We start from the raw sequence: 18,195 nt of genomic DNA, 5'->3' as shown, positions 1-18,195 counted from the left end.
CCGGGGTCGCCATTGTCGCGTCATTGGTCCGAGAGACAATGGCGACGGGCAGCGCCCCAGTCCCGCCCTATCCCCATGCGCGAGGGCTGATCATGACCACCCTGCCCGAAACCACCACCCGCAAGCTCGGCCTTGTCATCGACCTCGACACCTGTGTCGGCTGTCATGCCTGCGTGACCGCCTGCAAGGGCTGGAACACCGAGAATTACGGCGCGCCCCTGTCGGATCAAGACCCCTACGGCGCGACCCCCTCCGGCACCTTCCTCAACCGCATCCACAGCTACGAGGTGCAGCCCGAGGCAGGGGCCGCGCAGCTTGTGCATTTCCCCAAATCCTGCCTGCATTGCGACGATGCGCCCTGCGTCACCGTCTGCCCCACGGGGGCCAGCTACAAGCGCGTGGAAGATGGCGTCGTTCTGGTCAACGAGAGCGATTGCATCGGCTGCGGGCTCTGCGCCTGGGCCTGCCCCTACGGCGCGCGGGAAATGGACGCAGCCGAGGGGGTCATGAAGAAATGCACGCTGTGCGTGGATCGCATTTATAACGAGAACCTGCCCGAGGAAGACCGGCTGCCCGCCTGCGTGCGCACCTGCCCGGCGGGCGCGCGGCATTTCGGCGATCTGGGCGATCCCGACAGCGACGTAAGCCGCCTTGTCGCGGAACGCGGCGGCATGGACCTCATGCCCGAGCAGGGCACCGCCCCCGTGAACAAATACCTGCCGCCCCGCCCGCGCGACCGGCTCGACGAGGTGGATGTGCTGGCCCCGCTGCTCGCGCCCGTGGCGCAGGAGGCCACGGGCTTTCTCGGCTGGCTCGACCGCGCATTGGAGAAGCTCTGACATGCATCCTGCCGCTTCCGTCATCGCCTTCACCACGCTTTCGGGTGCGGGCTTTGGCCTGCTTTTCTGGCTCGGCCTCGGCCTGCCTTCTGTGACCGGCTGGGTTGCCTTCGTCTTCTTCGCCATCGGATTTGCGCTGGCGGCGGGGGGGCTTCTGGCCTCGACCTTCCATCTCGGCCACCCCGAGCGCGCGTGGAAAGCGTTCAGCCAGTGGCGCTCAAGCTGGCTCTCGCGCGAGGGTGTCTGCGCCGTGGCCGCGCTCACGGTCATGGCCGCCTATGGCGCGGGGGTGGTGTTCTGGGGCACCGCGCTTGCCCCGCTGGGTTGGCTCGGCGCGGCGCTGGCGCTCGCCACGGTCTTCACTACCTCGATGATCTACGCGCAATTGCGCAGCGTGCCGCGCTGGCAAAGCCCGCTCACGCCTGCGCTTTTCATAACGGTCTCGCTTGGCGGCGGCGCGCTGCTGGCGGGGCAGGTCACGGCGGCGATGGCGCTTCTGGCGCTGGCGGGCGTCGTGCAACTTCTCTGGTGGCAGCGCGGCGACCGGGCCTTTGCCGAGAGCGCCACCGACATTGCCAGCGCCACCGGTCTGGGCCGCATCGGCGCGGTGCGCAGCTTTGCGCCCCCCCATACCGGCAGCAATTACCTCCTGCGCGAGATGGTCCATGAGGTGGGCCGCAAACATGCGCGCCGCCTTCGGGTGATCGCGCTCGCGCTCGGCTACGTGGTGCCGGTGGCGCTGCTGGCACTGCCCTTTGGCCATGCGCTCGCCGCGTTGGCGGTGCTCTGCCACCTCGTGGGCATCCTTGCCTCGCGCTGGCTCTTCTTCGCCGAGGCAGAGCATGTCGTGGGGCTTTATTACGGCAAGCGGTAGGGCCGAGACCTCAGCCCTCGCGCCATTCGCCGCCCTCGGGCGCGCCACGCCGCGCCCAGAACCTGTTCCATCGCACGCGAAGAGCCCAGTAAAGCGCGGCCAGAAGCACCAGCACGATGATGTTGAACCACGGGATGATCCGCGCATCCGGCCCCGCGACCGGCCAGATCGCGACGGCATTGGGATAGATCGAAAGGAACTCGTTGCGCCAGCCATAATGGCGCACGGCCACCCATTGTGCGGTCTCGGCTGATTTCTTCGACATCATGTCCGACGCCTCGGCCTGAAGGTTCGAGGTGTCGAACTTGAAATAGGGCGGCCAGCCCCAGCCGGTATCCTCGTTGCGATAGATCATCGGCTTGTCATCGGGCATAAATGTCTGGATGAAAAACACGTCGCGCTCGGTCGCGGCGACGTTCTCGCCGGTGGCGGCGTTCGACCAAAAGAGCGCGTTCTCGCCGGGATTGACGCGCTTTTCATAGGTATCGGTGATCCGCACGATATCGTGCTGGGGCAGGGTATAGTGCAGGAACGCCAGCACCACCGCCCAGAAGAGCGCCCGAAATCCCCATTTGACATAGACCATTTCCCGGCCTCCTCAGTTGAAATTCGTGAGCCAGATCAGCAGCGTGATCGCGCTTACCGGCAGGATATAGACCAGCCACAGAAGTTTGCGCCGCAAGGATCGCTCATATTGCGCCATACCTTCGGCGATATAGGCGTCGCGATTGCCGGGGCGGCCGGCCTCTTCCCAGTCCTGTTCCATCCGCACACGCCGCCGCGCCCGGAAATGCCACGACAGGCCCAGATAGAGCAGCGTAAGGGCGATCCCCCCGAAGATCACAAGCCGCAGCAGCGCAACCATGCCCCATCTCCCGCCAGCACCCTTGGTAGGCGCGCGCGCCCCTTGTGCCTCAAAGCGGGCGGTTGCGCAAACGCGACATGACGTGGGCCGGGTGAAACGCTTTGCGCGGTCAGCCTCGTTTCAGGCCGCGCGGGCAGCAGCCAGCGTGATCGCCTCGTAGGATTTCAGCACCGGCCAAAGCGGGCGCGGATGCTCGGGCAGGCGCGCGCGGTTAAGCCCGGCCAGAAGGCTCATCGCCACGATCTCGGGCTGGCGCCGTATCCGCCCCAGATAGAGGCTCTCGCTGCGCGCGCCCGCTGCCTCGATCTCCTCGTGGTCCGGCAACACAAGGCCATGATAGCGCACCAGCGGCCCCGCCTCGGCATATGTGGCGGCCGATCCGTTGACCAGATGACAGGCCGCGACCAGCACCGCCTCGGAGCCGAACAGGTATTCCACATCCGAGCCGCCGATCACCAGCCGCTGATGCGGGGCGACGACGATATCGGCGCGCAGCCCGAAATAGGGCGCGCGCAGCCGGACGGGCCGGAAACTGCCCGCCGCTGGCACGCGACGCTCGAGCCGGTGCAGCACCGGCACCACCGCGCCCCCCGTTCCGCGCACGCAATCGCCCCGCCGCAGGCGCGCCGCCTCGACATAGCCCTGCGGCGTGCGCACCGGCACCGTGCCCGAAAGGCCCGGCATCGGCCCCACGGGCTCGACCTCGTCGGACAGCGCGGCAAAGATCACCTCCGGGTCAAGATGGCGCTGGCGCGGATCGGTGAAGGCGGTGCGCAGATCCGAGAGCGGCATCGGGTGCGGCGGCGGCACGGGGATGGTGCGCACGCCGATGATGCCGGGCCGCTCGAGCGATAGCCGCCCCTGCCGCGCGGGCGCATCCCAGCTATAGCTGATGCGCAGGCTGTCGGCGCGGTCATCGGGCCGGAACGGCAAGATGGCGTGGCGCACGTCGCGCTCCTGCGTCTCGATCAGCGCCACGCCCCCCGACGGCAAAAGCTGCAAGGAAAAACTGCCATGCCAAGGATGCGTGCGCCCGAAGGACAAAAGCACCTGTGGCCGTTTCCCGATTGCGGGCCGCGTCTCGATCATCAGCGTGCCGCGCGGCAACAGCGTGGTCGGATCAGGCAGCGGCTGCCGCCCCGTGGTGCCGATCCCACCCGCCGCGAACTGCCCGCCATCGCGACCGGTCAGCGCGATCCAGCCCATCTCAGGCCGCCCGCCCCGGATGCCCCAAGAGCCGCGCCTCGAAAGGCCGCAACGTGCGCCGCGCGGCGGGGCTGTAGCCTGCGCCGGTGGCGGGGTCGATCTCGGGGAAAAGCGCGTGTATCTCGGCCAGTGCCGCCCGCTCGAAGCTGCGCACCGCCTGCGGCCCCGGCATAAAGCTCTCGGTGGCCAGACCCTCCGACCAGATCACCTGATGGCGGTCGAACATCAGATGCACATAGGTCACCTCGCCGCCCTCCACGCGCCGCACCGAGCGGTCATTGACCAGATCGCGCGCTGCCACCAGAACCTCGCTCTCGCCGAACAGCAATTCGGCCAGCGCATCGCGCACCAGCACCCGGTGCAGCGGCGACAGCCAAAGCTCGCCATGCGCGCCGAACGTGTCGGCGGCGATGCGGATCGGCGCGAAATCGCCCGTTGCGGCCACCGTGCGGCACCCGGTCCAGCGCAGCGGCTGCGCGCCCTCGTCGCGGGTGAGCACCAGATCGCCGGGGCGCAGGGCCTCGACCGGCACTTGGCCTTCGGTCGTGCGGATACGCGCCCCGGCCACGAAGCAGGGCACCGAATCGACCGTGACCATGCCGGTATCGCTTTGCCCGGTGCTGCTTGCGACCCCGTAGGTAAAGTTGGCCACTTCGGTATCGCCATCGCCGATCAACGTCACAGTGCCATCGGCGTTAAGCTCGATCTGCTGGCCCGAGGGCAGCGTGACGATATCGCCCGCCGTCACCGCCTGGCCGTTGAGATGGGTGATGGTGAGCGTGCCGCTGGTCTCGTTGACATCGTTGCCCAGCAGGTCGATGACCCGGCTGCCATCGGGGAACAACGTAGTGCTGTCGGCATTGGCCACCAGCGAGGTCTGAAGGGTGTCGGCGGCGATCAGCAGGTTGGAATCGTAATTCGTGTCGTTCACGTCGGCGATCCCGACGCGGAGCGAATTGACCTCGCCCGCATTGACCGGGATGGTCAGGCTCATGGTCAGCGTAAAGCCGTCCATCTCGGTGTTGAAATCGCTGCCGGTATTGTCGACGAACAGGTTCGCGTTCGAGGTGTCATTGATGTTGTTGGGCGCGACATCACCGGTGCCCACATTGATAGGCACCAGCGTTCCGTTGATCCAGACAGCAACCGAATCCTGAAACTGGCTGGTGGTGAATTCCGGGTATTCCTCGGAGGCAAAGACGAACTGCATCGTCATCACATCGCCGGTAGGGGTGAAATTCACATCTATCCATGCCGCATCATAAGTGGATGACCCGGCGGCGGCATTGAACAGCGGATCGTTGTTCACCCCGCCGGTGTTGGTGCTGGTGCTTGGGCTCTGGTTGGCATCGTTGTTGGCCCACCACGCCCAGGGCGGGGCGTTCGTGAAATCGCCTGCGCGCCCCGTCGACAGGATCACGCCGGTATCCGAGGGCGTGACACCGGGCGAGACGCTGTCGCCGTTGCTGTAAAGGCCCGAAGACCGCGCATCGCCGGTATAGCTGGCGCTCTGGATCGTGACCCCGTCGCCGAATATGGCCCGCGCCATATCCATCGCCGACGCATTGGTATTGACCGGGAGTTTGGATGCGGTCGCCATGTCTGTCCACCTCGCTCATGCAAGGCAGGACGCACGATTTTCACAGAGTCAGGATAACACGGCGCATCACCCCGGTGATCTGCCGTCGTTCCCTCTGATCGGGCCGCTTGCGTCCGTTTGACGGATCTTCGGACCCTGTTACCGCTCGTTTCGACCTGCCTCGGTCTTTGTTTTTCCAAGTGATAGCAAATCTTTCCGGTCTTGTTAAGGTTTATCGGCGCTCCGCGCCATTTGCACCCGCCCGCGATCCGCGCTAGCCAAGGCGCATCAGATGAAAGGTTGCCCCATGCCCGCCGCCCCGCTCGATCCCGTGCGCCTCACCGCCGATCTCATCCGCTGCGCCTCGGTCACGCCCGAGGAGGGCGGCGCGCTCGCGTTGCTGGAGGGGGTTCTTTCGGAGGCGGGCTTTGCCTGCACCCGCGTGGACCGGGGCGGCATCGCCAATCTCTTCGCCCGCTGGGGCGCGAAGGGGGCCGCGAAGAGCTTCGGCTTCAACGGCCATACCGACGTGGTGCCGGTGGGGGATGAGGGCGCATGGTCGGTGCCCCCCTTCGGCGGGGTGGAAAAGGACGGGATGCTCTGGGGGCGGGGCGCGTCGGATATGAAATCCGGCGTTGCCGCCTTTGCCGCCGCGGCGGTGGATTTCGTCCGGCAGACGCCCCCCGACGGTGCGGTGATCCTCGCCATCACCGGCGATGAGGAGGGCGACGCCACCGACGGTACCCGCGCGCTGCTCGACTGGATGGACGCGCAGGGCGAGCGCATGACCGCCTGCCTTGTCGGAGAGCCGACCTGCCCCGAGCGCATGGGCGAGATGATCAAGATCGGGCGCCGCGGCTCGATGACCGCGCATATCACCGTGACCGGCGTGCAGGGCCATTCCGCCTATCCGCACCGCGCGCGCAATCCTCTGCCCGCCATGGCGCGGCTCATGGACCGGCTCGCCTCGCATACCCTCGATGAGGGCACCGCGCATTTCGACCCTTCGACGCTCGCCATTGTCACCATCGACACCGGCAACCCCGCCACCAACGTGATCCCCGCCGAGTGCCGCGCCACCGTCAACATCCGCTTCAACGACGCCCATGACAGCGCCAGCCTCACCGCCTGGATGCAGGCCGAGATCGACCGCGTGGCCGCCGAATTCGACGTGACGGGCGCGATGCGCGTCAAGGTCTCGGGCGAAAGCTTCCTCACCCCCCCCGGCCCGCTCTCCGATCTCGTCGCCCGCGCGGTCGAGGCGGAAACCGGCGTTGTGCCGGTGCTCTCGACCACGGGCGGCACCTCGGACGCGCGCTTTGTCAAAGATCACTGCCCGGTGGTGGAATTCGGCCTTGTCGGCCAGACCATGCACCAGGTGGATGAGCGGGTGGACCTTGTCCATATTCGTCAGTTAAAGGCAATCTATACCCAGATTCTGGGCGACTACTTTACATGACCCAACAAACCCTCGTCGTCATGCTCAAGGAGCCACGCCCCGGCCGCGTCAAGACACGGCTGGGGCGCGGCATCGGCATGGTGGCCGCCGCATGGTGGTTTCGCCATCAGGTCGCGCGGCTCCTACGCCGAGTGGAAGACCCGCGTTGGCGTCTCGTGCTCGCCGTCAGCCCCGACCGCGACGGGCTGGCAAGCCGCGTCTGGCCCGCGCATCTGCCCCGTGTGCCACAAGGCCGGGGTGATCTCGGCGACCGGATGGCGCGCCTCTTTCGCAGCCTGCCGCCGGGGCCGGTCTGCATCATCGGCGCGGATATTCCCGGCATCGAGGCCCCCCATATCGCCCGCGCCTTTGCCGCGCTCGGGCACCATGACGCGGTGATCGGCCCCGCGCCCGATGGTGGCTACTGGCTTATCGGGCTGCGGCGCACGGGGGCGGTGCCCGCACGCCTCTTTGACGGCGTGCGCTGGTCGAGCGAGCACACCCGCGCCGACACAATCCACAGCCTCAAGGGCCAACGCATTGCTCTCATCGAGACGCTGCGCGACGTGGACGAGGCGCGCGACCTCAGCCGACCAACCGCCCGAACACAAGCCTGAGGATCTCCGCCAGCCCCGCCGCATCCTGCGCGCCAAAGGCCGCGGGCCGGTCGCTGTCGATATCGAGCACCGCAATGAGATCGCCCGCCGCGTTCCACACTGGCAAAACAATCTCGGACCGGGTCGAGGCGGCGCAGGCGATATGGTCGGCAAACACCTCCACATCCTCGACGATCTGCACCTCGCCGGTGCGCGCCGCCGCCCCGCAGACCCCCCGCGAGAACGGGATCACAAGGCAACCATGCCCGCCCTGATACGGCCCGATCTTGAGCATTTCCGGCCCGGTCACCCGGTAGAAGCCGGTCCAGTCGAACCGCTCATCGGCATGGTGCAACTCGCACACCACCGTGGCCATGAGCGCCACAGCATCCGTCTCACCCTCGGTCAGCGACAGGATGGTTTTCGTGGTGGCTGCGTAATCTATCCGCATGGATGTGCTCCTGTGGCGGGCAAGCGGCCCGCTCAGCCCCGCTCGATGGCAATCGCCGTGCCCTCGCCGCCGCCGATGCAAATGGCGGCCACGCCGCGCCTCAGCCCGCGTTTTTCCAGCGCGTTCAAGAGCGTCACCATGATCCGCGCGCCCGAGGCCCCGATGGGATGACCCAAAGCACAGGCCCCACCATTGACATTCACCCGTGCACGCGGCAGCCCCATCTCGTGCATGAAGGCCATCGGCACCACGGCAAAGGCCTCGTTCACCTCCCACAGGTCCACATCCTCCACCGACCAGCCCAGCCGCTTGAGCAGCTTCTGCGCGGCGGGCACCGGCGCGGTGGTGAACCATCCCGGCGCCTGCGCGTGGCTCGCGTGGCCCAGGATGCGCGCGCGGATATTGAGGCCGCGCGCCTCAGCCGCCTCGCGCGAGGCAATGACCAGCGCCGCCGCGCCGTCGCTGATCGAGCTTGAATTGGCCGCCGTCACCGTGCCCCCCTCGCGAAAGGCGGGCTTGAGCTGCGGGATCTTCTCGGGCCGCGCCTTGGCGGGCTGTTCGTCGCGCGAAATCACCACCTCGCCTTTGCGCGTGCGGATCGTCACCGGCGCGATCTCGCCCTCGAACGCGCCCGATGTCTCCGCATCGAGCGCGCCTTGCAGCGAACCCAGCGCATACTCATCCTGCGCCTCGCGGGTGAACTGGAATTTCTCAGCGCAATCCTCGGCGAAAGTGCCCATCAGGCGGCCCTTGTCATAGGCATCCTCCAGCCCGTCGAGAAACATGTGGTCGATCACCTGCGCGTGCCCAAGCCGCGCGCCGCCGCGCATCTTGGGCAAAAGATAAGGCGCGCAGGACATCGATTCCATGCCGCCCGCGATCATCGCCTCCGCATGGCCCAGCGCGATCTGGTCAAACGCCATCATCGCCGCCTTCATGCCTGAGCCGCACATCTTGTTGAGCGTGGTGGCAGGCACCTCCTCGCCCAATCCACCAAGGAACCCCGCCTGCCGCGCCGGGGCCTGCCCTTGGCCCGCAGGCAGCACGCAGCCCATCAGCACCTCGTCCACCGTCGCCGCGCGCGCATCGCCGAGCGCCGCCTTTATCGCCGCGCCACCCAGCGTGGCCGCCGCCACCCCGTCGAAATCATCCTGAAAGCCACCCATCGGCGTGCGTGCCGCACCCGCGATCACAACGTCGCGCATTGTCAGTCCTCCTCGAAATTTGTCATCTGCTTACCGGATGGAAAGGAATCGGGTCTAGCCTTGGCTGTATTACTACGTAGCACGCCGGAGGCACGATGGAATTTCTCGAAACCTGTCACGACACGGTCAAGATCGTCACCGTTCCCGAATCGCGGATCGACGCCGCCGCCGCCATCCGATTCAAGGACGCGATGCGCGCGGCCACGGCAGAGGGGCCAGATCATGTCGTGCTCGACCTCTCGAACGTGGCTTTCGTCGATTCCAGCGGCCTCGGGGCCATCGTCGCTGCGATGAAGCAGATGGGCGAGGGGCGCAGGCTCGATCTTGCCGGTCTCACGCCCGACGTGGCCAAGGTGTTTCGCCTCACGCGCATGGATAGCGTGTTTGTCATCCATGACCGCGCCGACGGCGCGCTGAGCCGTGCCACGGGCTGAGCGGCGCGTTGCGGCGCGCGCCCCGAAAGCATCGGGATCGGATCGGCACATGACGGCGGAATTCCACCTTCGGGCCGGGGCAAGCGAGATGTCGGTGCGCGGCCTGCTGTCGGCGCTGCGTGCCCGGTTGCGCGCGCATGGCCTGCCCGAGGCGGCCTGCGGCACGGTTGAAATCGTCCTCGCCGAGGCGCTCAACAATATCGTGGAACATGCCTATGCCGGCACGGATCGGGGCGAGATCAGGCTTCACGCGCGGCTTGGGCCGGGGAAGCTGATCTGCACGCTGAGCGACCGTGGCGCGGCGCTTCCCGCGCAGGGCCTGCCCGAGGGCCGCCTGCCCGAGATCGGGCCGGCGCAGGACACGCTCCCCGAAGGCGGCTTTGGCTGGTTTCTCATCCGCAGCCTGACGCGCGACATCCGGTATTCGCGCGACGCGGGTGGCAACCGGCTCACGCTTTCGTTCGATCTGCCGGGTCTCGATGGGGCGACCACGTGAAACAGCCCTCTTTGCAACCGGTGCGTGTGGGTGCCCTGATAAGACCCCATTTCAACCCAACTGCTGCCGCACGCAAATGTGAAACCCGGTCTTGTAGCTGCATATGGCTTCCCCCGGCGTCGCGTGTTTTTGCCCCCACCCAGTGCGCGGCGCCGGGGTTCTTCTCTCCCCCAGACATGGCATTGGCATTCCCCGCAACCCGGCCTAGGCTGCGCGCGATTGCAAGACAGCGGAGAGACAGACATGCGCGATTTCCACCTTCCGGGGCGCTCGGGCACCTATGCCGCCAATGGCATGTGCGCAACCTCGCACCCGCTCGCGGCGCGCGCCGCGATCGACATTCTCGAGCGCGGCGGCAACGCGATGGATGCGGCCATCGCGGGCGCGGTTCTTTTGGGCATCTGCGAGCCGCAGATGACCGGCATCGGCGGCGATTGTTTCGCGCTTTTCACCACGCCCGGTGATCCGAGGATTCGTGCGCTCAACGGCTCGGGGCGCGCCCCCGCCGCCGCCTCTGCCGAGGCGCTGCGCGCTGCCGGGCATGAAACCGTGCCGCTGCATTCGGCCCATGCCGTCACCGTGCCCTGCGCCATCGATGCCTTTTGCCGCCTGTCGGCCGATCACGGGCGGCTCGGCCTCGACGCGCTGCTCGCGCCCGCCATCCGCTATGCCGAGGAGGGCGTGCCGGTCGCGCCCCGCGTCGCCTTTGACTGGCCAACCGCGGGCAAGGCGCTTCAGGGTCACGGGATCACCCATTTCAGCCGTGCGGGCGCGCCGCTCACCACCGGCGAAATATTCCGCGCCCCCGGCCAGGCCGAGGTGCTGCGCCGAATCGCCCGAGACGGGCGCGCGGCCTTCTACGAGGGTGAGGTGGCCGAGGACATGCTCGCCGCGCTGCGTGCCCTGGGCGGCCCCCACGAGGCCGCCGATTTCGCCGCCGCCGAGAGCGATTACACCGATCCGGTGAGCGGCGACTACAAGACATCCACCCTCGTCGAGCATCCGCCCAACGGCCAGGGCGCGACAGCGATCTTGCTGCTCAACATCCTCAAGCATTTCGACATCAAGGCGATGGCACCCGGCAGCGCCGCGCGCGTCCATCTCGAGGCCGAGGCGACCAGGCTTGCCTATGATGCGCGCAACCGCATCATCGCCGATCCCGATCACACATCGCGGCTCGATCACATGCTCAGCATGGACACGGCGGCGCGTCTTGCCGCGCTCATCGACCCGCGCCGCGCCATGCCCGCCGCCGCACCGCTCGCCGAGGCGGTGCACCGCGACACGGTCTATATCACCGTGGTCGATCGAGACCGCATGGCGGTGTCGTTCATCTACTCGATCTTCCACGGCTTCGGTTCGGGCATCGCGTCGGAGAAATTCGGCATCCTGCTGCAAAATCGCGGCGCGGGCTTCACGCTGGAGGCAGGCCACCCCAACGAGCTGGCCCCCGGCAAGCGCCCGATGCACACGATCATCCCCGGAATGCTGGCGGAAAACGGTCGCGTCACCATGCCTTTCGGCGTGATGGGCGGGGCCTATCAGCCCGCAGGCCACGCGCGGCTTGTCTCCAATATCGTTGATTTCGGCATGGATGTGCAGGCAGCCATCGACGCGCCGCGCGCCTTTGCCGATCCGGCGGGGGGGCTCAAGCTCGAGCGCGGCCATGCGCCCGATGTGGCGCAGGCGCTCGCCGATATGGGCCACGAGGTGAGCATCCCGGAGGTGCCGCTGGGTGGCGCGCAGGCGATCCGAATCCATGACAGCGGCGTGCTCGAGGGTGGCAGCGATGCGCGCAAGGATGGCTGCGCGCTGGGGTATTGACGCGCGGGCGGGGGAAACCCCGCCACACCCTCAATTGAGCTGGAAATGCAGCGGGTAATACCCGTCTTCGAACGGCCCGAACAGGTCGGGAATGTCGGGATGGTCCACCGGCTCGCCGGAATAGTCGGCGACGAGGTTCTGCTCGCTGACATAGGCGACGTAATAGCTCTGCTCGTTCTCTGCCAGAAGGTGATAGAACGGCTGTTCGCGCGACGGGCGGCTGTCCTCGGGGATGGCCGCATACCATTCCTCGGTATTGGAAAACTGCGGGTCAACGTCGAACACCACCCCCCGAAAGGGATGTTTCTTGTGCTTGACCACCTGGCCGAGTGCGTATTTTGCGTGAGTCTTTATCATCGTTTTGCCCTAGCACAGATATTAACCGCTGCAAGCGGGCTTTGTCCAATCATGCGCCGAAACGCGCCGGAAACAGTCTGTGAACGGGCGTGAGACGGGCGTGGCCAGACACCGCGCCGCACGGGGATAGGGGATTCCCCCCGACGCGCAAATCCGCTACACTGCCTGAAAAAAAGATCGAAGCGAAAGCGAGAGGCAGATGAGCAGAATTTTCGGCGCGCTTCTGGCGCTTCTTCTGGTGGCGTCCTGTGGCGGTGGCGGCTACGGCACGGCCCCGCGCAATCTCGACAATGCCTGTGCGATCCTGAACGAGCGGCCCGAATATGCCCGCGCCTTCGAGAGCTCGGCCCGGCGCTGGGGCATTCCTGCCCATGTCCAGATGGCGACCATCTACCAGGAAAGCAAGTTCATCAGCGATGCGCGCACGCCCCATCGCTGGGCCCTCGGGGTGATCCCAACCGGGCGGATCAGTTCCGCCTACGGCTACAGCCAGGCGCTTGACGGGACATGGGACGAATACATGGCCGAAGCCGGCCGCTGGGGCGCGCGGCGCGACGATATTCGCGATTCGGCGGATTTCATCGGCTGGTATATGGCCAAATCCACCGAGCGGCTGGGGATTTCGCCCCAAGACGCGCGCAACCAGTATCTTGCCTATCACGAGGGGCGCGCCGGTTTCGCCCGCCGCAACCACAATTCCAAGCCGTGGCTGATGCGCGTCGCCGCCGATGTGGAAACCCGCGCCCAGCGCTACCGCGCGCAGCTTGGCACCTGCCGCGCCGGGCGCGGCCTGGTATAAAGGTCGGCTGCTTTGGCAGGGGGGCCGCCGCTCTTGCGGGTGAGGCTCAGTGCCTGTTGCTGCCATTGGCTTTCTGCCCCCCCGCGCGGAACAAGGCGCGCTTGCGCGCCGCCGCGCGAGCGCCCGACCGCCCCCCGGGCGGGCGCTTTGGCAACGGTGAAACCATTACAATCGTTCGAGTATTTGGCAGACATAAAGTGCCACGCACAGCCGTTGCAGCGCCCCCCCGCGGTCGGGCCCTCGCGCGGCTCATCGCATCATATCGAACGGCGTCTTAAGGCCCTTCACGCCATTTCTCCGGCAACATGGCAGGCAACGCCATCGCGCACCTCTGGTATCCGTCAGAGGCCGAGCATACGCGCGCTCAGCGGTCGATGCGGCGCTTCTCGGTGCCCGGAATGACGAATTTATCATCGTCAAGCCGCACATCGCGGCGCAAATCGCCCAGGATCACCGTGGTTCTGCCGCCATTTGCATCGTTGATGATCCATTGGCGCAGTTCCACCGGGTCGGCGGTAAAGACCAGGTCGATGCTGCCATATTCGGGGTTTTTCGGGTCCTGCGCGCGCACTGTGGTGGTCACGCCGTCGCTCGCGTGGCCCACGACCATCCGCTCGCGGGTGAGATCGACATTGCGCGCGAGGATGATCTTGAGCGGCGTGCGGTGCAGCGGAAAGCCCTGCCGCTCGTTCGAGCGCGGGTCGATGATGCCCACCGTGTCGCCATCGGCCACGACCAGCGCCGCCTCGGGCGGATCGTATTCGAACCGCACCCTGCCGGGCCGCTTGAGCAATATCCGCCCCGTGCTGATCGAGCCATCCTCGTTGACCTGCGTGAACTGCCCCTGGGCCGTGCGCAAATCATTGAGATAGGAAGATATTTCGGCGAGCGACAGCTTTTCCGCCACCGCCGGCAGGGCCATCGCCGCCCAGAGGACGGGCACCATCAGGAGACGCAACTGTTTCATGCCTTTCAGATAAGTCACCCCGCGCCGGATTGCACCTGCGCGGGGCGTGAATTTTTCGCGCTCTGGCAGAGACCTGCCTATTGCGGCTCCGGCACCAGCACCTCGCGCTTGCCGACATGGTTGGCGCCGCTCACCACGCCCTCATCCTCCATCTGCTCCACCAGCCGCGCGGCCTTGTTATAGCCGATGGCAAGCTTACGCTGGATATAGGAGGTCGAGCATTTGCGATCCTTGGCGACGATGGCCACCGCCTGGTCATAAAGCGCGTCCTCGCCCTCGGTATTGCCGCCCACAGACAGGCCCAGCTTGGCGTCGATGGCATCGGCCGTGTCCTCGTCGGGGCCTTGCAACACCGTGCCCACATAGGCGGGCGGGCCGTAGGCCTTGAGGTGGCTGACCACCTCTTCCACCTCTTCGTCCGACACGAACGGCGCGTGGCAGCGCGTGATCCGCCCGCCGCCTGCCATGTAGAGCATGTCGCCCATCCCCAGAAGCTGCTCGGCCCCCTGCTCTCCGAGGATGGTGCGGCTGTCGATCTTGGAGGTGACCTGAAACGAAATCCGGGTCGGGAAATTGGCCTTGATCGTGCCGGTGATGACATCGACCGAGGGGCGCTGCGTGGCCATGATGAGGTGAATGCCCGACGCGCGCGCCATCTGCGCCAAACGCTGGATACAGGCCTCGATCTCCTTGCCCGCGACCATCATCAGGTCGGCCATCTCGTCGACGATGACGACGATATAGGGCATTTTCTCGGGTGCGAATTCATCGGTCTCGAATACCGGCTCGCCGGTCTCGTCATCAAACCCGGTCTGCACCGTGCGCGAGAACATCTCGCCCTTGCTCAGCGCCTCCTCGACACGGCCATTATAGCCGTCGATATTGCGCACGCCCATCTTGGACATCTTGCGATAGCGGTCCTCCATCTCTGCCACCACCCATTTGAGCGCCACGACCGCCTTCTTGGGGTCGGTCACAACCGGGCTGAGCAGGTGGGGAATGCCGTCATAGACGCTGAGTTCGAGCATCTTGGGGTCGATCATGATGAGGCGGCATTCGTCGGGGCTGAGCTTGTAGAGCAGGCTCAGGATCATGGTGTTGATCGCCACGGATTTGCCGGAACCGGTGGTCCCGGCAATCAGCAGGTGGGGCATCTTGGCAAGGTTGGCCACCATCGGCTCGCCGCCGATATCCTTGCCCAGCGCCAGCGGCAGCTTCTGGTTGCCATCGCCATAGGCACGCCCCGACAGGATCTCGCGAAAGCTCACCATCTCGCGTTTGTCATTGGGCAGTTCAATGCCGATCACCGAGCGCCCCGGCACGGTGGACACCCGCGCCGACAGCGCCGCCATCGAACGCGCGATATCATCGGCCAGCCCGATGACGCGGGAGGCCTTGAGGCCCGGCGCGGGCTCAAGCTCATACATGGTCACGACGGGGCCGGGGCGCACGCTCACGATCTCGCCCTTGACGCCGTAATCGTCGAGCACGTTTTCCAGCATCCGCGCGTTTTCCTCCAGCGCGTCGTCGCTCAGGTGGTGGCGCTGCACATTCGCCGGATCGGACAAGAGCGACAGCGGCGGCAACTCGTATTCCGTGGCCTCGGGGCCAAAGGGCAGCGCGGGCTGCGCTTCGGCCTGCGCGCGTGCCGAGGGCGCGGCGGGCCGTTTCACGGCGTGCTGCACCACCTTGCGCGGCTCGGGCACGGGGATGCGGGGCCGCTCGGCGATGCGCGGCGCCGGTTCTGCCTCGGACATATCAGGCTCGATCAGCGCGTCCTCCTCCATCGGCGCGGGCGGCACCGACAGGCGCGCGGAGGTGAGCGGCGGCTCGGGCGGCAGCGGCGCGCGCGGCGCGGCGGTAAAGATCAGCGGATCGGGGCCGCGCCCGCGTCCCTTGGTCAGCGGCGCACGTTGCGCCAGTTCCTCGGGGGTCTGGTGCCCGCGCGCGCGGATCACATCCGAGATGCGCGCGCGAATGCGGTCCTCGGGCGGGGCATCCGCCGCGCCCGCATCTGCCCCGGTCTCGATCAGTTCCGGCTCGGGCATCGCCTCGGGCTTGCGCATCAGCGCGGGCATCCGTGCCAGCAAACCGCCGGGTTTCTCGGTTGGCTTTTGGGTGGGCCTGTTGGCGATCGGCTGGGCGCTGCCAAGGCGCGGCTCGGCCCGGTGCGGGCGCGCCGCCTCGGATTCTGGCACGGGCTGCGGGGCCGTGGCCCTGCGTTCGGCGCGCGCCTGCGCCGCCATCGCGCCGCGCGCATGCGCCGCTTGCCCCGCGCGAACCGCGCCCCTCATGCCGCCCGCCAAGGCCGCCCGCAGCCCGGCATAGCACAGGATCACCCCAACAAGGAGGAACCGCCCGATGCGCCGCAGCTCGGCCCGGTCAAAGCCAAGCACGAACGCCCCTGCGCCCAGCACCAGCACCCCCAGCCCCAGCGCCGAAAGCCGCAGGCCCAGCCCCGGACCCACCGGCAAAAGCCCCAGCAAGGTGCCCAGAACCGTATCGCCGAACAGCCCGCCAAGGCCAAAGCTGTGATGCGCGGACCATGCGCCGGAGGGCGCAAGCGTGGCACAGTAAAGCGACAGGATCGCCACCCAGAGCGGCGCGAAGATAAGCCGCCCCGGCGCGCGCTCGCCGCCCATATGCGCCATCAGCCGCACGCCCCAGACCCCCGGCAGGATCGCCAGCGCCCAGGCCCCGAGGCCGATGATCATGTAGAGCGGGGCCGCCACCGAGGCCCCCGCCGCGCCAAGCCAGTTGTGCACCGGCCCGTCGGTCGCGGCCATCCAGCTCGGATCAGAGGGGGCGTAGGACACCACCGTCGCCCCGGCCACCACCGAAAGGCCGATCAGCACCAGCCCGACGAGTTCCTTGCCGCGTCGGCCGAGGGCCTCGGTCATGCTGCTGTCAAGAAGCGGCTCGCGCCCGCGTGTCTGATATGCCATTTGCGTCCCTCGTCTCCGCTCATCCGTATAGACAGTCGCGCAGGCGGGTCAGCCCGTGCGCCATCTCGTCCTCGGGGGCCACCAGGGCCACCCGCACGAATCCCTTTGCCGGGTTCACCCCGTCCACATCCTGCGCCAGATAGGCACCCGGCAGCACCCGCACACCCGTCTCGCGCCAGAGCCGCAGCGCCGCCGCCTCGCCATCCTCGACCGGCAGCCACAGGAAAAACCCGGCCTGTGGCGCGACATATCCCGGCACACCAGCCATGATCTCGTCGGCGCGGGCATATTTGCGCGCGTAAAGCCGCCGGCTTTCGATCACATGCGCCTCGTCCGCCCAGAGCCGTGCCGCGGCGTGCTGCAACGGCGTCGGCAGCGGCGATCCCGCGTAATTGCGCAACTGCCGCATGTGGCGGATACTCTCTGGCCCGGCGGCGACGAATCCCGACCGCAGCCCCGGCACGTTCGAACGCTTCGACAGGCTGTGAAAGGCCACGATGCGCTCGGGGTCTGCGCCCATCTCTGCCGCCACTTCCAGCACGCCCGGCGGCGGGCTGTCGCGGTAGATCTCGGCATAGCATTCATCGGCGAAAATGCGGAAATCGTGCCGCTCGGCCAACGCGATCACCTCTGCCCAATAGGCGCGCGTGGCCACCGCCCCCTGCGGGTTCGAGGGCGAGCAGAGATAGAGCACCGCCACCCGGTCGAGCACTTCGGGCGCAAGCCCCGCCACATCCGGCAGATAGCCGGTGGCCTCGGTGGCGTTGAGGAATACCGGCTCTGCCCCCACGCTGAGCGCGGCCACCATATAGACCTGGTAGAACGGGTTGGGCACCAGCACCAGCGGCTGCTTGCCCCGCTTTGCCTCGGGGCAAAGCGCCATCATCGCGTTGTAAAGCCCCTCGCGCGTGCCATTGAGCGCCATCAGCCGGGTCGCCGGATCGAGCCGGACGCCATAGCGCCGCGCCACCCAATCGCCCGCCGCAGTCAAGAGCGCGGGCGCGCCCTCGTTGACGGGATATTGCCCAAAGCCCTCGGCATGGGCGGCGATCTCGTCCACGATCCAGCCGGGAAAGGCGTGTTTCGGCTCGCCTATGGTCATGTGCACGACCTCGCCGCCCGGTGCGTGCGCGTCGAGAAGCGCCCGCAGACGCGGGAACGCATAGGCCGGTAGGTTCGAAAACCGCTCGGGATACATCGGATTTTGCTCTTTTGCCTCGGATACGGGGTCTCGCTCGCCCCATTATTACTGAATCTACTCCATGCGGCGGCATCAGGTCCAGAAAAACCAATGGCTTGACAGGAGAATTGTGGCATTTC

At 67.0% G+C, this 18,195-nt stretch carries 18 protein-coding genes; 8 read left to right on the top strand and 10 right to left on the bottom strand.

What is annotated here, in order from left to right; all coding sequences use genetic code 11:
• The first annotated feature begins 92 nt into the window (after window positions 1-92).
• Together ABIE58_RS01790 and ABIE58_RS01785 are read left to right on the top strand one after the other, a co-directional pair.
• On the top strand, window positions 93-839 hold the full coding sequence (locus ABIE58_RS01790) for a 4Fe-4S dicluster domain-containing protein (RefSeq protein ID WP_354543188.1): 747 nt from the start codon (window positions 93-95) through the stop codon (window positions 837-839).
• A gap of 1 nt (window position 840) precedes the next feature.
• Window positions 841-1,713 carry a dimethyl sulfoxide reductase anchor subunit family protein gene (locus ABIE58_RS01785; protein WP_354542963.1) on the top strand — a complete coding sequence of 291 codons (873 nt, stop codon included), beginning with the start codon at window positions 841-843 and terminating at the stop codon, window positions 1,711-1,713.
• A gap of 10 nt (window positions 1,714-1,723) precedes the next feature.
• Here the strand turns inward: ABIE58_RS01785 and ABIE58_RS01780 are convergent, their stop codons facing one another.
• The 4 genes from ABIE58_RS01780 to ABIE58_RS01765 all read right to left on the bottom strand — a co-directional run bounded on the left by ABIE58_RS01780 (window position 1,724) and on the right by ABIE58_RS01765 (window position 5,384).
• Window positions 1,724-2,299, bottom strand: coding sequence for a DUF1523 family protein (locus ABIE58_RS01780; RefSeq protein ID WP_354542962.1), 576 nt, complete (start codon window positions 2,297-2,299; stop codon window positions 1,724-1,726).
• A 12-nt stretch (window positions 2,300-2,311) separates the two neighbouring features.
• Window positions 2,312-2,578 (bottom strand): hypothetical protein, encoded by a 267-nt coding sequence (locus ABIE58_RS01775; RefSeq protein ID WP_354542961.1) that lies wholly within the window; start codon window positions 2,576-2,578, stop codon window positions 2,312-2,314.
• Between the two features lie 120 nt (window positions 2,579-2,698).
• Window positions 2,699-3,784 carry a Hint domain-containing protein gene (locus tag ABIE58_RS01770; RefSeq protein ID WP_354542960.1) on the bottom strand — a complete coding sequence of 362 codons (1,086 nt, stop codon included), beginning with the start codon at window positions 3,782-3,784 and terminating at the stop codon, window positions 2,699-2,701.
• 1 nt (window position 3,785) lies between these two features.
• Entirely contained in the window at window positions 3,786-5,384 is a 1,599-nt protein-coding gene (locus tag ABIE58_RS01765) for a Hint domain-containing protein (protein WP_354542959.1), read from the bottom strand.
• A gap of 286 nt (window positions 5,385-5,670) precedes the next feature.
• Here ABIE58_RS01765 and dapE point away from each other — a divergent pair, with 286 nt between their 5' ends.
• Window positions 5,671-6,822: a succinyl-diaminopimelate desuccinylase gene (gene dapE, locus ABIE58_RS01760; RefSeq protein WP_354543187.1), complete on the top strand. Its 1,152-nt coding sequence runs from the start codon at window positions 5,671-5,673 to the stop codon at window positions 6,820-6,822.
• On the top strand, window positions 6,819-7,418 hold the full coding sequence (locus ABIE58_RS01755) for a TIGR04282 family arsenosugar biosynthesis glycosyltransferase (protein ID WP_354542958.1): 600 nt from the start codon (window positions 6,819-6,821) through the stop codon (window positions 7,416-7,418). Before dapE ends, ABIE58_RS01755 begins: the two co-directional genes overlap by 4 nt.
• Here the strand turns inward: ABIE58_RS01755 and msrC are convergent.
• Together msrC and ABIE58_RS01745 are read right to left on the bottom strand one after the other, a co-directional pair.
• Window positions 7,387-7,848 (bottom strand): free L-methionine (R)-S-oxide reductase MsrC, encoded by a 462-nt coding sequence (msrC, locus tag ABIE58_RS01750; protein ID WP_354542957.1) that lies wholly within the window; start codon window positions 7,846-7,848, stop codon window positions 7,387-7,389. The genes ABIE58_RS01755 and msrC overlap by 32 nt on opposite strands.
• 32 nt (window positions 7,849-7,880) lie before the next feature.
• Complete coding sequence (locus tag ABIE58_RS01745) at window positions 7,881-9,053, bottom strand: thiolase family protein (protein WP_354542956.1); 1,173 nt, start codon at window positions 9,051-9,053, stop codon at window positions 7,881-7,883.
• 95 nt (window positions 9,054-9,148) lie between these two features.
• On the opposite strand from ABIE58_RS01745, the gene ABIE58_RS01740 reads away from it, so the two are divergent.
• From ABIE58_RS01740 to ABIE58_RS01730, 3 genes are all read left to right on the top strand, one after another.
• A complete protein-coding gene (locus tag ABIE58_RS01740; RefSeq protein ID WP_354542955.1) occupies window positions 9,149-9,487 on the top strand; it encodes an STAS domain-containing protein in 339 nt (112 codons plus the stop codon).
• Between the two features lie 49 nt (window positions 9,488-9,536).
• Window positions 9,537-9,983, top strand: coding sequence for an ATP-binding protein (locus ABIE58_RS01735; protein ID WP_354542954.1), 447 nt, complete (start codon window positions 9,537-9,539; stop codon window positions 9,981-9,983).
• Window positions 9,984-10,226: 243 nt separating this feature from the next.
• The gene (locus tag ABIE58_RS01730) at window positions 10,227-11,807 is read left to right on the top strand and encodes a gamma-glutamyltransferase family protein (protein WP_354542953.1); all 1,581 of its coding nucleotides are present in this window, start codon (window positions 10,227-10,229) and stop codon (window positions 11,805-11,807) included.
• Window positions 11,808-11,837: 30 nt separating this feature from the next.
• On the opposite strand, the gene hspQ is transcribed toward ABIE58_RS01730, so the two are convergent.
• A complete protein-coding gene (gene hspQ, locus ABIE58_RS01725) occupies window positions 11,838-12,164 on the bottom strand; it encodes a heat shock protein HspQ (protein WP_354542952.1) in 327 nt (108 codons plus the stop codon).
• Between the two features lie 199 nt (window positions 12,165-12,363).
• On the opposite strand from hspQ, the gene ABIE58_RS01720 reads away from it, so the two are divergent.
• Complete coding sequence (locus tag ABIE58_RS01720; protein WP_354542951.1) at window positions 12,364-12,963, top strand: transglycosylase SLT domain-containing protein; 600 nt, start codon at window positions 12,364-12,366, stop codon at window positions 12,961-12,963.
• A 364-nt stretch (window positions 12,964-13,327) separates the two neighbouring features.
• Here ABIE58_RS01720 and ABIE58_RS01715 read toward each other — a convergent pair whose 3' ends face one another.
• The 3 genes from ABIE58_RS01715 to ABIE58_RS01705 all read right to left on the bottom strand — a co-directional run bounded on the left by ABIE58_RS01715 (window position 13,328) and on the right by ABIE58_RS01705 (window position 18,073).
• On the bottom strand, window positions 13,328-13,930 hold the full coding sequence (locus tag ABIE58_RS01715; protein ID WP_354542950.1) for a LolA family protein: 603 nt from the start codon (window positions 13,928-13,930) through the stop codon (window positions 13,328-13,330).
• A gap of 77 nt (window positions 13,931-14,007) precedes the next feature.
• Window positions 14,008-16,875, bottom strand: coding sequence for a DNA translocase FtsK (locus tag ABIE58_RS01710; protein WP_354542949.1), 2,868 nt, complete (start codon window positions 16,873-16,875; stop codon window positions 14,008-14,010).
• 19 nt (window positions 16,876-16,894) lie between these two features.
• A complete protein-coding gene (locus ABIE58_RS01705; protein WP_354542948.1) occupies window positions 16,895-18,073 on the bottom strand; it encodes an aminotransferase class I/II-fold pyridoxal phosphate-dependent enzyme in 1,179 nt (392 codons plus the stop codon).
• Window positions 18,074-18,195: the final 122 nt, after the last annotated feature.

The organism is Roseovarius sp. MBR-78 (assembly GCF_040547535.1).
GTDB lineage: Bacteria > Pseudomonadota > Alphaproteobacteria > Rhodobacterales > Rhodobacteraceae > Roseovarius.
The sequence above is the reverse complement of the archived record's forward strand: the minus strand, read 5'-3'. Positions and strand labels throughout refer to the sequence as shown.

Bases quoted from the DNA above. Each gene is read 5' to 3' on its own strand.
- ABIE58_RS01770 (WP_354542960.1), bottom strand. From the start codon at position 3,784: ATGGGCTGGATCGCGCTGACCGGTCGCGATGGCGGGCAGTTCGCGGCG.
- ABIE58_RS01705 (WP_354542948.1), bottom strand. From the start codon at position 18,073: ATGTATCCCGAGCGGTTTTCGAACCTACCGGCCTATGCGTTCCCGCGT.
- ABIE58_RS01745 (WP_354542956.1), bottom strand. From the start codon at position 9,053: ATGCGCGACGTTGTGATCGCGGGTGCGGCACGCACGCCGATGGGTGGC.
- ABIE58_RS01765 (WP_354542959.1), bottom strand. From the start codon at position 5,384: ATGGCGACCGCATCCAAACTCCCGGTCAATACCAATGCGTCGGCGATG.
- ABIE58_RS01775 (WP_354542961.1), bottom strand. From the start codon at position 2,578: ATGGTTGCGCTGCTGCGGCTTGTGATCTTCGGGGGGATCGCCCTTACG.
- ABIE58_RS01780 (WP_354542962.1), bottom strand. From the start codon at position 2,299: ATGGTCTATGTCAAATGGGGATTTCGGGCGCTCTTCTGGGCGGTGGTG.
- ABIE58_RS01785 (WP_354542963.1), top strand. From the start codon at position 841: ATGCATCCTGCCGCTTCCGTCATCGCCTTCACCACGCTTTCGGGTGCG.
- ABIE58_RS01740 (WP_354542955.1), top strand. From the start codon at position 9,149: ATGGAATTTCTCGAAACCTGTCACGACACGGTCAAGATCGTCACCGTT.
- ABIE58_RS01735 (WP_354542954.1), top strand. From the start codon at position 9,537: ATGACGGCGGAATTCCACCTTCGGGCCGGGGCAAGCGAGATGTCGGTG.
- dapE (WP_354543187.1), top strand. From the start codon at position 5,671: ATGCCCGCCGCCCCGCTCGATCCCGTGCGCCTCACCGCCGATCTCATC.
- ABIE58_RS01720 (WP_354542951.1), top strand. From the start codon at position 12,364: ATGAGCAGAATTTTCGGCGCGCTTCTGGCGCTTCTTCTGGTGGCGTCC.
- ABIE58_RS01710 (WP_354542949.1), bottom strand. From the start codon at position 16,875: ATGGCATATCAGACACGCGGGCGCGAGCCGCTTCTTGACAGCAGCATG.
- ABIE58_RS01730 (WP_354542953.1), top strand. From the start codon at position 10,227: ATGCGCGATTTCCACCTTCCGGGGCGCTCGGGCACCTATGCCGCCAAT.
- ABIE58_RS01755 (WP_354542958.1), top strand. From the start codon at position 6,819: ATGACCCAACAAACCCTCGTCGTCATGCTCAAGGAGCCACGCCCCGGC.
- ABIE58_RS01790 (WP_354543188.1), top strand. From the start codon at position 93: ATGACCACCCTGCCCGAAACCACCACCCGCAAGCTCGGCCTTGTCATC.
- hspQ (WP_354542952.1), bottom strand. From the start codon at position 12,164: ATGATAAAGACTCACGCAAAATACGCACTCGGCCAGGTGGTCAAGCAC.
- ABIE58_RS01715 (WP_354542950.1), bottom strand. From the start codon at position 13,930: ATGAAACAGTTGCGTCTCCTGATGGTGCCCGTCCTCTGGGCGGCGATG.
- msrC (WP_354542957.1), bottom strand. From the start codon at position 7,848: ATGCGGATAGATTACGCAGCCACCACGAAAACCATCCTGTCGCTGACC.